The 12412-nt window shown below is 65.1% G+C and carries 11 protein-coding genes and 1 pseudogene; 8 read left to right on the top strand and 4 right to left on the bottom strand.

The features are described 5' to 3' along the window. From QZY06_RS19135 to QZY06_RS19105, 7 genes and pseudogenes are all read left to right on the top strand, one after another. A pseudogene (locus tag QZY06_RS19135) lies at window positions 1–204 on the top strand (hypothetical protein); the annotation flags it as partial. 101 nt (window positions 205–305) lie between these two features. After that, window positions 306–2045 carry a fatty acyl-AMP ligase gene (locus QZY06_RS19130; protein ID WP_295687115.1) on the top strand — a complete coding sequence of 580 codons (1740 nt, stop codon included), beginning with the start codon at window positions 306–308 and terminating at the stop codon, window positions 2043–2045. Continuing rightward, window positions 2042–3010: an NAD(P)-dependent oxidoreductase gene (locus QZY06_RS19125; RefSeq protein WP_295687113.1), complete on the top strand. Its 969-nt coding sequence runs from the start codon at window positions 2042–2044 to the stop codon at window positions 3008–3010. The genes QZY06_RS19130 and QZY06_RS19125 overlap by 4 nt, the downstream gene beginning before the upstream one ends. 166 nt (window positions 3011–3176) lie before the next feature. Next, window positions 3177–3428, top strand: coding sequence for an acyl carrier protein (locus tag QZY06_RS19120; protein ID WP_022975413.1), 252 nt, complete (start codon window positions 3177–3179; stop codon window positions 3426–3428). Between the two features lie 82 nt (window positions 3429–3510). Continuing rightward, entirely contained in the window at window positions 3511–4722 is a 1212-nt protein-coding gene (locus QZY06_RS19115; RefSeq protein WP_367275680.1) for an aminotransferase class I/II-fold pyridoxal phosphate-dependent enzyme, read from the top strand. Between the two features lie 121 nt (window positions 4723–4843). After that, entirely contained in the window at window positions 4844–6073 is a 1230-nt protein-coding gene (locus QZY06_RS19110) for a hypothetical protein (RefSeq protein ID WP_295687108.1), read from the top strand. A gap of 48 nt (window positions 6074–6121) precedes the next feature. Beyond that, window positions 6122–7102, top strand: a complete 981-nt coding sequence (locus QZY06_RS19105) for a fatty acid desaturase (RefSeq protein ID WP_295687106.1) — start codon at window positions 6122–6124, stop codon at window positions 7100–7102. 3 nt (window positions 7103–7105) lie between these two features. Here QZY06_RS19105 and QZY06_RS19100 read toward each other — a convergent pair whose 3' ends face one another. Genes QZY06_RS19100 through QZY06_RS19085 form a run of 4 tightly spaced genes read right to left on the bottom strand, consistent with a single transcriptional unit; the run spans window position 7106 to window position 11304 of the window. Beyond that, the gene (locus QZY06_RS19100; protein ID WP_295687104.1) at window positions 7106–8209 is read right to left on the bottom strand and encodes a glycosyltransferase; all 1104 of its coding nucleotides are present in this window, start codon (window positions 8207–8209) and stop codon (window positions 7106–7108) included. A 16-nt stretch (window positions 8210–8225) separates the two neighbouring features. Beyond that, the gene (locus tag QZY06_RS19095; RefSeq protein WP_295687101.1) at window positions 8226–9179 is read right to left on the bottom strand and encodes a hypothetical protein; all 954 of its coding nucleotides are present in this window, start codon (window positions 9177–9179) and stop codon (window positions 8226–8228) included. After that, a complete protein-coding gene (locus QZY06_RS19090) occupies window positions 9176–10147 on the bottom strand; it encodes a diacylglycerol kinase family protein (protein WP_295687099.1) in 972 nt (323 codons plus the stop codon). Before QZY06_RS19090 ends, QZY06_RS19095 begins: the two co-directional genes overlap by 4 nt. Beyond that, complete coding sequence (locus QZY06_RS19085; RefSeq protein WP_295687097.1) at window positions 10144–11304, bottom strand: CDP-alcohol phosphatidyltransferase family protein; 1161 nt, start codon at window positions 11302–11304, stop codon at window positions 10144–10146. The genes QZY06_RS19090 and QZY06_RS19085 overlap by 4 nt, the downstream gene beginning before the upstream one ends. Before the next feature lie 113 nt (window positions 11305–11417). Here QZY06_RS19085 and QZY06_RS19080 point away from each other — a divergent pair, with 113 nt between their 5' ends. Continuing rightward, complete coding sequence (locus tag QZY06_RS19080; RefSeq protein ID WP_295687094.1) at window positions 11418–12320, top strand: metallophosphoesterase; 903 nt, start codon at window positions 11418–11420, stop codon at window positions 12318–12320. Window positions 12321–12412 lie beyond the last annotated feature (92 nt).

Genomic DNA, 12412 nt, shown 5'->3' with positions numbered 1-12412 from the left:
TCCACCGGCAGCGCCGGTGCTGCCTTCCGCATGCGTCTGGTGGTGACCCTGGCCTATTTGCCGCTGTTGTACTGGGCCACGATCCATGGCGGCCTGATCGGGGCCGGTGTGGCGGCGGTGATCGGTGCCGCGCTGATGCTCGGAGGCCAGCTATGGCTGGTGCTGAGGTGGTATCGCCGGACAGAACTACCCAAGGGTGACTGACCGCCGGTGTCGGTTGGTACACTTACTGCTGTGACAGGTAGTACCCGAAACGCACAGCGCGCACAGCGTCCTTCCTTCCTGAACTCCCTAGAACTCTAATAATGCTGCAGCCCACTCCGACGGCGAGCGGACTTCCCGAATACCGCCCAGCTGGCTTCGAAACCCTGCCTCAGGCCCTGGATTACGCGGCTCAAGGCGCGACCGGGATCAATATCTACTCTGGCAAAGGCATCCTGCTGGAAGCCTTGAGCTACCGGGAGCTGCGCGAACAGAGCCTGGTGCTGGCCCGCAAGCTGCTGGCCCGCGGCCTCAAGCCGGGACACCGTGTGGCCTTGATCGGCGAATCCGATGGCGATTTCGCCCGTGCCTTCTTTGCCTGCGAATACGCCGGCCTGGTGCCGACGACCTTGCCGCTGCCGGCAGCTTTCGGCGGCCGCGCGGCCTATGTCGCGCATATCCGCCGGATGATCGAGATTGCCGACGCCTCGGCCGCGTTTGCGCCGGCGGCGCTGGTCGAATGGCTGGCGGAAGCGGTCGATGGCCTCAACCTCGCGGTGTCCGGCATCCTGGACCAGCTGAAGGACGATCCAGACGACGGCCGCGAATTGCCGGTCGTTGGCGCGGAAGACCTGTGCTATTTGCAGTTTTCGTCCGGCAGCACGCGCTTTCCGCTCGGCGTTGCGGTGACTCAGCGCGCGCTGATCGCCAACGTCTACGGCATTGCCTGCCACGGCCTGGGAATCGGCCCGACTGACCGCTGCAGCTCCTGGCTGCCGCTGTATCACGACATGGGGCTGATCGGCTTTCTGCTGACGCCGCTGGCCTGCCAGATCTCGGTCGACATGTTTGCGACACGCGATTTCGCACGCCGGCCGCTGCTCTGGCTGGAACTGATCACGCGCAATGGCGGCACGTTGTCGTATAGCCCGTCGTTCGGCTACGAACTGGCTGCACGGCGCGCGGAAACCGCGTCTTCGGAAGGGCTGGACCTGTCGTCCTGGCGCGGTGCCGGCATCGGCGGCGACATGGTGCGCCCGGAGCCGCTGGCGAAGTTCGCGGAGCAGTTCGCCGTGCGCGGTTTCAAGGCTTCGGCGTTCGTGCCGAGCTACGGCATGGCGGAAACGGCGCTGGCGCTGAGCTTCGCGCCGGCCGGGCAGGGCATCCGTTTCGATACTCTGGACAGCGAACGGCTGGAGCGTGAGAACCTCGCCGTGCCGGCAGGAGCCAGCACCGAGCGTCGTCGCGATTTCGTGCTCTGCGGCCCGGCGTTGCCGGATCATGCGTTCGAAGTGCGTGGCGAGTCCGGCAAGCTGCTGACGACCGGTCAGGTCGGCCGCATCTACGCTCGCGGCCCGAGCATGATGCAGGGCTATTACGGCCAGCTGGAAGCCACCGAGGCGGTGTTGGCCGCTGATGGCTGGCTCGATACCGGCGATCTCGGCTATTTCCGGGATGGCCAGATCGTCATCACCGGCCGCGCCAAGGATCTGATCATCGTCAACGGCCGCAACATCTGGCCGCAGGATCTGGAATGGACAGTGGAGCGCGAAGTCTCGTCGCTGCGCAGCGGCGACGTTGCGGCAGTATCGGTCGATGACGGCGGTTCGGAGCGGATCGTAGTACTGGTCGAGTTTCGGACGGCCGATGACGAAACGCGCGACAACCTGAAGAAGGAAGTGGCCGGCGTGCTGCGGATGCGTCACGGCGTCGAGACCGACGTCGTCACCGTTCCGCCGCGGACGCTGCCGCGCACGTCGTCCGGCAAGCTCAGCCGTTCGAAGGCAAAAACGATGTATCTGCAGGGCAGCTTCGTCGCTGCGGCGCCGGTATCCTCGAGTTGACCAGCGGTACTGCCCGCGGTTCGTTCACGGTGGCAGTGACCGGGGCGACCGGTTTTCTCGGTCGCCATGTGGTCGCTGCGCTGGTGGCTCGTGGCTGCAAGCTGCGCCTGCTGGCGCGTCGTGAGCCCGTTGATGGCAGCTGGGGCGATGCAACTCCGGACATCGTCCTCGGCACTCTGGACGACTCCGCCGCGCTGCGCCGTCTGGTGACTGGCGCCGATGCCGTGCTGCATCTGGCCGGGGCCATCAAGGCGTATAGCGATGAAGCGTTCATGCAGGTCAATCGAGCTGGCACGCGGGCACTGGCGGAGGCCATGGTCGACGCTGCGCCTGAGGCTCATCTGGTTCACGTTTCCAGCCTCGCGGCGCGCCATCCGGAGTTGTCCGGCTACGCGGCGAGCAAGCGAGCCAGCGAAGAAGTTGCATTCGCGGTGCTGGGTTCGGCAAAAGTCAGCGTGATTCGGCCGCCGGCAATTTACGGTCCTGGCGATCGCGAAACGATGGTGTTCTTCGAACTGGCGTCACGCCGCTTCGTGCCCTTGCCAGGCAAGCCTGAGGCACGGATTTCGCTGGTCCATGTGGCTGATGCAGCCGCATTATTAGCAGTACGGGTGATGAGTGAGCCGACCGGCAAAGTGCAGTCGATCACCGATGCCTGTCCTGAGGGTTATGGCTGGAAACAGATACTCGGCGCGGCGGCAGAGGCAGTTGGCAATCGGGCTCCGGCCTACTTTCAATTGCCAGCCGGCCTGTTGCGCGGCGTTGGCGGCGGTGTTGGCGCGTTCGCCAAACTGATCGGCAGATCGGACATCATCAGCGCCGGCAAGATTCGCGAATTGCTGCATGAAGACTGGGCAGTACCGGAGACAGAGCTGTTGCGGGAGCCGTCCGCACCTCCGCAACATTCCCTGCTGGCGGGTTTCGCCAGCACCGCGCAGTGGTACCGGCAGGCGGGCTGGCTTTAGAAGAACGCGGTTCAGGTGGGTTTGTGGTAGCTGAGCGGGCACGTGAACGCGCTATGACAAACTCGTTATCGTTGCTTTACAATCCGTCGATTCACGCGCTTGGCCGCCGGTGGCTTACACCGGTAAGCCGCGTTGAACGGGCGCAATCAATGAGGAACAACGGCTGATGACTGAGACTGTGCGCGACACGCAAGCGCAAATCATTGAGAGCTTGCGCAAGCTGCTGAAGAAGCCGGCGACGCTAGGACCGACGACCAATATCGTCAAGGATCTTCAACTCGATTCGCTGGCCGTGATGGATTTCATCATGTCGCTGGAAGACCAGTTCGAGATCGTCATCCCGCTCGACCGGGTCGCAGAGGTGGAAACCCTCGGCGATCTGGCGCTGGTTGTTGATGAACTGCGCGGAAGGAAATGAAATAGTGAGCATACTTTCGAAGTTTGCCCCGTTACGGCAGACCTATGACCAACTGCGTTCGGTGGGTCAGAATCCTTTCGAAATGGTCTTCGAAGGCATGCTGTCCTCGACCGAGGGCATGTATCGCGGCCGGAAGACGATCCTGCTCGGTACCAACAACTATCTGGGCCTGACGTTCGACGAAGCCTGCATCGAAGAGTCAGTTGCCGCCGTCCGTGCCCACGGCACCGGCACTACCGGTTCGCGCATTGCCAACGGCAGCTACGGCACGCATCGCACACTCGAGAAAAGTCTCGCGAAGTTTTTCAATCGCGAGCACTGCATGGTGTTCTCGACTGGCTACCAGGCCAATCTGGGCATGCTGTCGACGCTCGCCGGCAAGGGCGACTACCTGCTGCTCGATTCCGACAGCCACGCCAGCATCTATGACGGCGCCCGCCTCGGCCATGCCGAAGTGGTCCGTTTCCGTCACAACGATCCGGACGATCTGCACAAGCGCCTGAAGCGCCTGGCCAACGAGCCGGGTCAGAAGCTGGTGGTTGTCGAAGGCATCTACTCGATGCTCGGTGACGTTGCGCCATTGCGCGAATTCGCCGAAGTGAAGCGCGAGATGGGCGCCTGGCTGATGGTTGACGAAGCCCATTCGCTCGGCGTGCTCGGCGACAATGGCCGAGGTCTGGCCGAAGAAGCCGGTGTCGAGGCCGACTGCGATTTCATCGTCGGCACGTTCTCGAAGAGCCTCGGCAGCGTCGGCGGTTTCTGCGTTTCGAATGTCGAGGATTTCGACATCCTGCGCGTCGCCTGCCGTCCTTACATGTTCACTGCTTCGCTGCCGCCGTCGGTGATGGCGTCGACGATCATGGCCCTGCGCCGCATGCAGGAAGAGCCGCAGCGTCGCAAGCGCCTGCACGAGAACGCCGAACGTCTGTATTACGGGCTGCGCAACCTCGGTTTCGCCGTGGGCCCGCAGTGCAGCCCGATTGTGTCTGTCGCAGTGGCCGATGCGCCGCTCGCCGTCGAGTTCTGGAATCGTCTGCTCGAAGGCGGTCTCTACCTGAATCTGGCGCTGCCGCCAGCAACGCCGACGCCGGCGCCGCTGCTGCGCTCCAGCATCAGTGCCGTGCACACCCCGGCCCAGATCGATCGCGCTGTGCAGCTGTTCGAAGCGGTTGGCCGCCAGCTTGGCGTGCTGCCGCCGCTGGTCAATACCACTGCCCGCAAGCGCGTTTCGACGCCGATCAGCGCCCCGCCGCTGGCGGAAGTGGCCATGCTGGCTTCTGGCGGTATCCGCTGAACGGACTCCGAGCAGGATCGGAAACGATCATTGACTCTGTAATGATTTCGTAAGCGTTCGGTCGCTACGTTAAAGGCCCGGAGTTCCGGGCCTTTTTTTGTTGCGGCATCGGAGGCCGAACATGATTGATAAAAAAGAAAACGCCTTCCCGAAAGGCGAAGTGAAGATCGGGTTCCTGTTCAATCACGATCATCTGCACCAGATTGCGCACAGCGCCCCGATCGCTTTCGAGCTGGGCCGTGCACGCACTGGCCAACCGGTGGTTCTGCTGGCTTCCGATCAGCGTCAGCTCGACTACCTGCAGCGTCTCGCGGGGGCCTATCCCGGTACTCGTGTCGAATACCGTCTGCTGAGCCTGGAGGACGGTTTTCGCAGTGTCGGCAGGCACTTGGATCGGCTGCTGCCGTTCACGCGGCTGATGACCTTGTGGCAGCACCGCAGTGCCTTCCGGGATATGGAAGTGCTCGTGGTGCCCGAGAAGACCAGCCTGATCCTGCGTTCGCGCTTCGGCCTCAAGCATCTGAAGTTCGTGCATACCCGGCACGGCGCAGGTGATCGCGAAGTCGGTTTCGATCGCGCCAGCGGTCAGTTCGATCTGGTGCTGATGTCCGGGCCGAAGATTCGCGATCGCCTGCGCGCGGCCGGCCTGCTGCACGAAGACGGTTACGCGATCACCGGTTATCCGAAATTCGACCTGCATGCCGCTGGCGCGCGGCTGAAGCTGTTCGACAACGATCGGCCGACCGTGCTCTACAACCCGCACTGTTCGCCGAATCTGTCGTCCTGGTACACCGTGGGCCTGCAGGTGCTCGAAGCGTTTCGCAAGTCGACGCGCTACAACCTGATCTTTGCTCCACACGTGATGCTGTTCAAGAAACAGTTCCAGGTATCGCTGCAGAACTGGCGCATCGATCGGCCGGGCGAAATTCCCCAGATCTATCGCGACTGTCCACACATCCATATCGATCTTGGCAGTGAACGCAGTGTTGACATGAGTTACACCCGCGCCGCCGATCTGTACCTGGGCGATGCCTCGAGCCAGGTCTACGAGTTCCTGCACGAGCCGCGGCCCTGTCTGTTCCTCGATGCTCAGCGCAGTGTCTGGCAGCAGGATCCGAACTACCGGCATTGGACGACTGGCCCCGTGATCGGCTCGGCCGAAGGCATCGAAGCTGCCGTAGACGCTGCATTTGCAAGTCATGGCGATTACCGGGACACGCAGCTCGAACTGTTTCGCTACAGTTTCGATCTCGGCGATCGCCCGTCGGCGCAGCGGGGCAAGGACGCTATCCTCGCGTTCGCGGAACGGCTTATGCTTCGGCCCTACGTGGACACTGGGCTCATCGCCTGAACGTCCTCTTCATCTTTTGTTCAGGTCGTAAAGTCCCATGAGTCGTCCATGAGCAGTGACTTCATCTACGTCGACGAGCCGATTTCCCACGTGCATCGTCGTCGCGAGATTGCCGCGAAACACCCCGAAGTGCGGGCGCTGATGTCGCGCAATCCGCTGTCGGCGCTGTGGATCGTCGGCCTGGTTGGCGTGCAGTGGTTGGTCGCTACGCAGGCGGAGGGTTTCGAGGCCTGGGCGTTCATTGCCGTCGCCTTCCTGTTCGGTGCCTTCATCAACCACGCGCTGTACGTGATGATCCACGAGTGCACCCATGCGCTGGTGTTCAAGTCGCAGACGCTGAATCGCCTGTTCGCGATCCTCTGCGATTTCGCGCTGGTGCTGCCATCGGCGATGGGCTTCCGCAAGTTTCACCTGCATCACCACCGCTATCTGGGCCAGTACGACATGGACCCGGACATCATCAGCCACCGGGAAGCGCAGCTGATCGGCAATTCCGCCTGGCGCAAGGCGGCCTGGGTGGCGCTGTTGCCGGTATCGCAGGCGCTGCGGCCGATGAAGCTGAAAGCTCTGCGCGGCGTTTCGCTGTGGGATGGCTGGGTGATCGGCAATCTGATCGCCGTGCTGATCGTCGATGCGCTGATCTATCTGTTCATTGGCCCGGCTGCGCTCGGTTATCTGGCGCTGTCGACCTTGTTCGCGCTCGGCCTGCATCCGCTCGGCGGGCGCTGGATCCAGGAGCATCACGTCACCGCCGAAGGGCAGGACACCTACTCGTACTACGGCCCGCTGAACAAGCTGTGCTTCAACATGGGCTATCACAACGAGCATCATGATTTCCCGGCCGTGCCGTGGAACAAGCTGCCACAGTTGCGGGCGATCGCGCCGGAGTCATACAACGGCCTGAAGTCCTACGATTCCTGGGTTGGCGTGCTGCGCCACTTCATCTTCGACCGCTCGATGTCCGGCTACAGCCGCATGGTCCATCCTTCGACGATGCCAGCGGGCGCCGCGCCTGCGACTGACGACTGAAGCTCAGCGAGGCCGCTGCGCCGCGACGATCGGCGCCATCTTGTCGAGCACCGCGTAGCCGCTGCGATCGAACGCCGCAGCGCCGAAGCGTTCGATGACCCGTTCCCGGCTCGCCAGACCCATCTGCGCTGCGCGCGTTCGATCGTCGGTCAGCGCCAGCAAGGCTTTCGCCAGCGCTGGCGGGTCGCCCACCGGCACGATGAACCCGGTCTGACCATCGGCGACGCTGCGGCGCAGTTCGCCGACCGGCGTCGCCACCACCGGTAGCGCCGCCTGCATCGCTTCGTGAGCGGCGATGCACATGCCTTCGTGATGCGAGGGCTGCACATAGCCGTGCAGGCTGGCCAGGAACGCGGCGGGTTGATCGATGAAGCCCATCAGCCGAACGTTGTCGAGACCGAGTCGCTCGATCCGCGCCGCGAGCGCCGCCGCTTCCGGACCTTCGCCGCCGATCAGGATTTCCAGCCGCCGCGCGGCCGCGGGATGCTGATCGCGCAGCCAGGCGGCGGCATCGATCAAATCCTCGTAGCGCTTGTTCGGGTGCAGCCGGCCGAGGCTGCCGATCCGGAACCGGCCTGCCGCGGCACAGGCGACCGCCTGCGGGGCATCGCTGCGCGCCCGAAAGATCGGCCAGATGTCGATCAACTCGGGCGCCACGCCGAGGGCTTCCCGTGTGAACGTGGCGACCGCCTCGGAATCGGCGACCCAGCGCGCCGCCCAGCGGCCGGTCAGCCTCAGCAGCAGGCGATTGCCGGGCTTCAGGAAGGCATTGTGCTGCCAGCTCAGCACCGGAATGCCGAGCAGACGGCCGGCGATCTGGCCGTAGACGCAGGCGCGGCTCAACGAAGTCCAGATGAAGTCCGGACGCTCCTTGCGCAGCAGCGCCAGCAGCTTGCCGAAGCTCGGCAGGATGTCCGCGGGGCCGCTGCCGATCAGGCTCCAGGCTAGGCCGGCGCGATCGAAGCGCTCGGCGGCGCGGCGATCCTGCGGCATCAATGCGACCACTTTCACCGTGTCGCCATGGCGCTGGGCGGTCGCGATCAGTTCCGGCACCGGAAACGCGGCACCGCCGCCATTCAGGCCATTGATCAGATACAGGATGCGCATGGCGTCAGGCCAGCCGTCACCGGATCGCTCCGCGTCGCCGCAGTTCCCAGAGCACGCGCGGCGAGGCGAGGATCGGGTGGCGCCGCTGCCAGGGCGTCAGCTCCATCTTGACGCCGCTGTGCCGCTCGATCTTCCACAGCAGGTAATCGACGCCGCCATCAAAGGTGTACGCGCTCTTGACCAGGCGCACGAAGTTCAGCGGCTTGCCGAGGCCGTGGCGCAGCGCCCAGCCGGCCGCCGCCGCCTGCCGATCAGATGAACTGAGCTGCGGGGTCAGCGACGAGCCGTCTTCGCTCATCTTGTAGGGCAGGCCGGCGGCCTCCCAGGCGAGTGGCAGCAGGGTCGTGTAGCGATCGCCGCCGAAGGCCATCAGGCTGTCGGTGCGGCTGGCTTTCTCGACTCTCAGCTCGGCGCTGTAGGTGCGCTTGTACAAGGCCTGCCAGTAGTCCCCGGCCGGGCCGGATTCGGGACCGAGACGGGCGGCCCAGCCGGCGGCGCTGATCACTGCTTCGCTGATCGAGTTGATGACTTCATCGCGGGCGGTATCGTCGCGGCTCCAAGCCAGCGCGGCCGGTTGCGAATAGCGTGCCCACATCGTCGTGTCGAGACCGCCGCGACGCATGCCGCGCCGGAACTGGTCGGCCCTGAGCACCGCGACTTTCGCGCGCAGCTTGCGGCCATCGACCTCGGGTTCCAGATACAGGATATTCGGCGGCAGCAGCCGATTTGCAGCGGCCGGCAGGCGCTTGCCGTACCAGCTGCGCAGCGAGTCGACCAGCACGTAATAGTCGAGCACCCCATCCAGTTCGCCGGAGCGCAGGTTCGAGCCGTAGAACAGCACGGCGACCACCGAGCCATGGCCGCGCTCTGCGAGCATCGCCGCGACTTGATGGATCGCCGCCGGCAAGGGCAGCGAAAGCTCTTCGGCGACAACGGCTTGCAGAGCTTGGCGGGCTGGATTCGAGGTCATGCGCGGCTCGGCGAATAGAAGGCGATGCGCGGGCCGGTGTGCAGTTCGACAAAGCCGTACGGGCCGGCGGTGTAAGCCTCGCCGTCGACCACCAGCGGCGCCTGCAGGCGTAGCGCCAGTGATTGCGCGCCGCCGCTGCGATAGGCGTGCGAGTGGCGCATCCAGTGGCTGGGCTTGCCGCGCAGCAGGCCCGGCAGGCTGCGCACGAAGCGCGGCGGCGGCGCGTCGATATCGAGCCAGCGCAGCGGCGAGTCGCCATGGTCGTAGAACGGCCACAGACCGTTGAACAGGCTGTGCAGGCTGGTGGCGAGGAACAGGAAACGTGCGCCTTCGCGTTCCGGCGCGCCATCGACGGCGATGCCCATCATGGTGCCGGCCTGCCAGTCACTGCGCGGGCCTCCGGCCATCGTTTGCCACAGCGCGCCGGCCATCGTCGCGGCCACCGCAGGGCCGTGCATGAAGCCACGATCGTGAACGGCGCCGAGCGCCAGCTTCCAGCCCTTGTAGAACGCCGCCGCGCCGACGAAGAAACCGAGCACCGGCGGCCGCGAACCATCTGGCCAGCGCAGCTCGATCGGCCGTCGCTCCTCGACATGGCCGCGCTGGCCGCTGGCCAGAGCATCGAGCAGCCGTTGCAGCGCTTGCGGGCCGTGGCCGGCACCGCCGACATCGGACGTCGCCAGATTGGCATTGCCGCCGGCGACCAGGCTCAGGGTCGGCAGCCGCGTACCGAACGCTGGCGGCAGCGCCGTCATCGCTTCGCGCAGGGTGCCGTCACCGCCGTCGACGATCAGATGGGTGACGCCGCGCGCGCCGTATTCGCGGACCACGGCCGGCACATCGTCGGCGGTGGCCGCGTCGATGCGCAGCAGCTCGACCTGCCGAGGCACCACGACTTCGCCCAAGCGGTCGCCGATCCGGCGGTTGCGCTGGCTGTTCGGGTTGCGGATCAGACCGATCCGCATCATGCCGCCAGCCAGGACCGTAGCGGGCCGTGACGGCGGGCGACCAAGCCCTGAAGGATCTGCACGGCATGCACGACCAGACTCAGCGCCGTCCATAGCGCGACCAGCAGGATGCCGAGATCCGGCCGGCCGGCGAGCGCGAACGGCGTCAGGATCACCAGGTTCGGATTGCGCCGCGCGGTGATCAGGCGGAAGAAGCTGTCGAAGCGCCGCCAGACGTGCACATGCATGTCGAACAGCGACATGAAGATGCCTTCGAGTACCCGCTGCACGACATAGCCGATCAGGATCACCCAGAGCGCCAGATCGGCGTAGGGCGTCGGCGTGCCGTAGGCGACGAGGCCGACGATCCAGGCCCACCACCAGAACGGTGGATGGATCAGGTCGATGCCGTGATCGAAGACATTGCCCATCGGCGACGAGGTCAGGGTGACGCGGGCCAGCTTGCCGTCGACGGTGTCGAGGAAAGTCATCAGCCAGCCGCTGGCCAGACCCAGCAGGTAGTGGCCGTTCCAGAAGGCCCAGAACGAGATCAGCACGGCGATGAAGCCGATCAAGGTGACCTGGTTCGGGCTCATGCCCCCGTGCGAGCACCAGCGCGTCACCACTTCCGCGGGGCGCGGCCACCAGAACTTGGTGACGAAATCGGTGACGCCCTTGTAGCTGCCGCTGAACATGCGCCGCTCGACGGCGGCCAGCGTCTCCGGCGTCAGCTGCAGCAGATACGGCGATTCCTTCTTGCGCAGCTCGTGGTTGTAGTTGCCGCCGACGTCTTCCGCGGATAGCGGCTGCACCTCAGCGGGCAGGCTGCCTGCACCGTGCTCGATCAGCGCGATCGCGGCCGACAGCTGCGCGGCATCGACATTGGCGGCAACCGCGCGCCGCGTTTCACCATCGATGATCACGGTGTTCGGCCGCGTCGCCAGGCCCTTGATGATCGAGACATCGAAGACCCAGTCGTTCGACACGATCAAGACGGAACCACCGGCGAAATCGCCGAGGCGATCGTAGCTGCGGATGTCCTTCACGCCGGCAATCTTGAGGCTGCGGTTCAGGCGCTCGGTCGACGTCATGCCCCACAGGCGAGTCGGATTGCGGCCGATGATCACGCCGAGCGTGGCGGGCGCAGCAGGCGAGGGGCGCAAGGGATCAGGATTCATCAAAAGCTGCCGTGAAAAAGCGCCGTATTATGGTGCAAAGCGGTAGGGTCTGACGGCTGCGCCGGCCGCGATTCCACCCAGTGCGCAGCTTCATCCCGCAACGATCAAGAACCATGTTCCGGCTGGCCCATTTTTCCGATCCGCACCTGCATCACGCCGAAGCGCCGCCCAGCTTGGCGCAACGCTTTTCCAAGCGCTCCTTGAGCCGCTTGTCCTGGGCGCGCGGGCGGGGCGCCCTGCAGCGGCCGGAACTGCTCGCGGCGGCGATCGCCGACATCCAGGCCCATGCGCCGGATCACTGGCTATGCAGCGGCGACATCACCAATCTTTCGCTGCCGGACGAGTTCGCCGCCGCCGGTCGCTGGCTCGCGAGTTTCGCTAGCGTCGAAACGATGTCGATCGTGCCCGGCAACCACGATGCGCTGGTGCCCGTGCCCTGGACCGAGAGCTGGGCGCATTGGCAACCGTGGATGCGCGGCGATGATGAGATGGGCTTGGGTAGCGCCAGCCACTTTCCGTATCGCCGCGTGCGCGGCGAGGTTGCGATCATCGGCTTGTCGTCCGCGGTGTCGACGCCGCCCGGCTTTGCCAGTGGCCGGTTGGGTGGCACGCAGCTCGATGCGCTCGCCGAACTGCTGCTGGCTTCGCAGCGCGACGGTCTGGCCAGAGTGGTGATGCTGCATCACCCGCCGGCCGATGGCGTCGTTCGCGCGCGCAAGGCGCTCGAGGATCGCGCCGCGTTCCGCAAGGTGATCGCCCGCTGCGGTGCCGAACTGGTGCTGCACGGTCATTCCCGCGACGCGCGTTTCGATCCGATCCGCGGGCCGGATGGTCTGGTGCCAGTGCTCGGCGTGCCGTCGATCTCGGCGGTTCCCAATCCAAAGGATGAGGGCGCCCGCTGGAACCTGATCGGCCTGGCCCGCGACGCCGGCCGCTGGACGATCGAAGTCACCGCGCGGCGCTGGCTGCCAGCGGCATCGGCCTTCGTCACGGCCGCGCATTACCGGATCGTCTGAGGCCGCGGTCGCGGTCAACGGCTGCACAAGCTGGGGTCTGTTGGCAGTTACTTTGCTCGCTGCGGCGGAGGTCGTTTGGGCCCAGTGCAACG

The organism is uncultured Nevskia sp., assembly GCF_903885465.1.
Classification (GTDB): domain Bacteria; phylum Pseudomonadota; class Gammaproteobacteria; order Nevskiales; family Nevskiaceae; genus Nevskia.
This window is presented reverse-complemented; position numbering and strand designations above follow the sequence as displayed.

Excerpts from the sequence above, each read along its gene's own strand:
- QZY06_RS19130 (WP_295687115.1), top strand. The coding sequence starts at position 306 with ATGCTGCAGCCCACTCCGACGGCGAGCGGACTTCCCGAATACCGCCCA.
- QZY06_RS19120 (WP_022975413.1), top strand. The coding sequence starts at position 3,177 with ATGACTGAGACTGTGCGCGACACGCAAGCGCAAATCATTGAGAGCTTG.
- QZY06_RS19115 (WP_367275680.1), top strand. The coding sequence starts at position 3,511 with ATGGTCTTCGAAGGCATGCTGTCCTCGACCGAGGGCATGTATCGCGGC.
- QZY06_RS19110 (WP_295687108.1), top strand. The coding sequence starts at position 4,844 with ATGATTGATAAAAAAGAAAACGCCTTCCCGAAAGGCGAAGTGAAGATC.
- QZY06_RS19105 (WP_295687106.1), top strand. The coding sequence starts at position 6,122 with ATGAGCAGTGACTTCATCTACGTCGACGAGCCGATTTCCCACGTGCAT.
- QZY06_RS19100 (WP_295687104.1), bottom strand. The coding sequence starts at position 8,209 with ATGCGCATCCTGTATCTGATCAATGGCCTGAATGGCGGCGGTGCCGCG.
- QZY06_RS19095 (WP_295687101.1), bottom strand. The coding sequence starts at position 9,179 with ATGACCTCGAATCCAGCCCGCCAAGCTCTGCAAGCCGTTGTCGCCGAA.
- QZY06_RS19090 (WP_295687099.1), bottom strand. The coding sequence starts at position 10,147 with ATGATGCGGATCGGTCTGATCCGCAACCCGAACAGCCAGCGCAACCGC.
- QZY06_RS19085 (WP_295687097.1), bottom strand. The coding sequence starts at position 11,304 with ATGAATCCTGATCCCTTGCGCCCCTCGCCTGCTGCGCCCGCCACGCTC.
- QZY06_RS19080 (WP_295687094.1), top strand. The coding sequence starts at position 11,418 with ATGTTCCGGCTGGCCCATTTTTCCGATCCGCACCTGCATCACGCCGAA.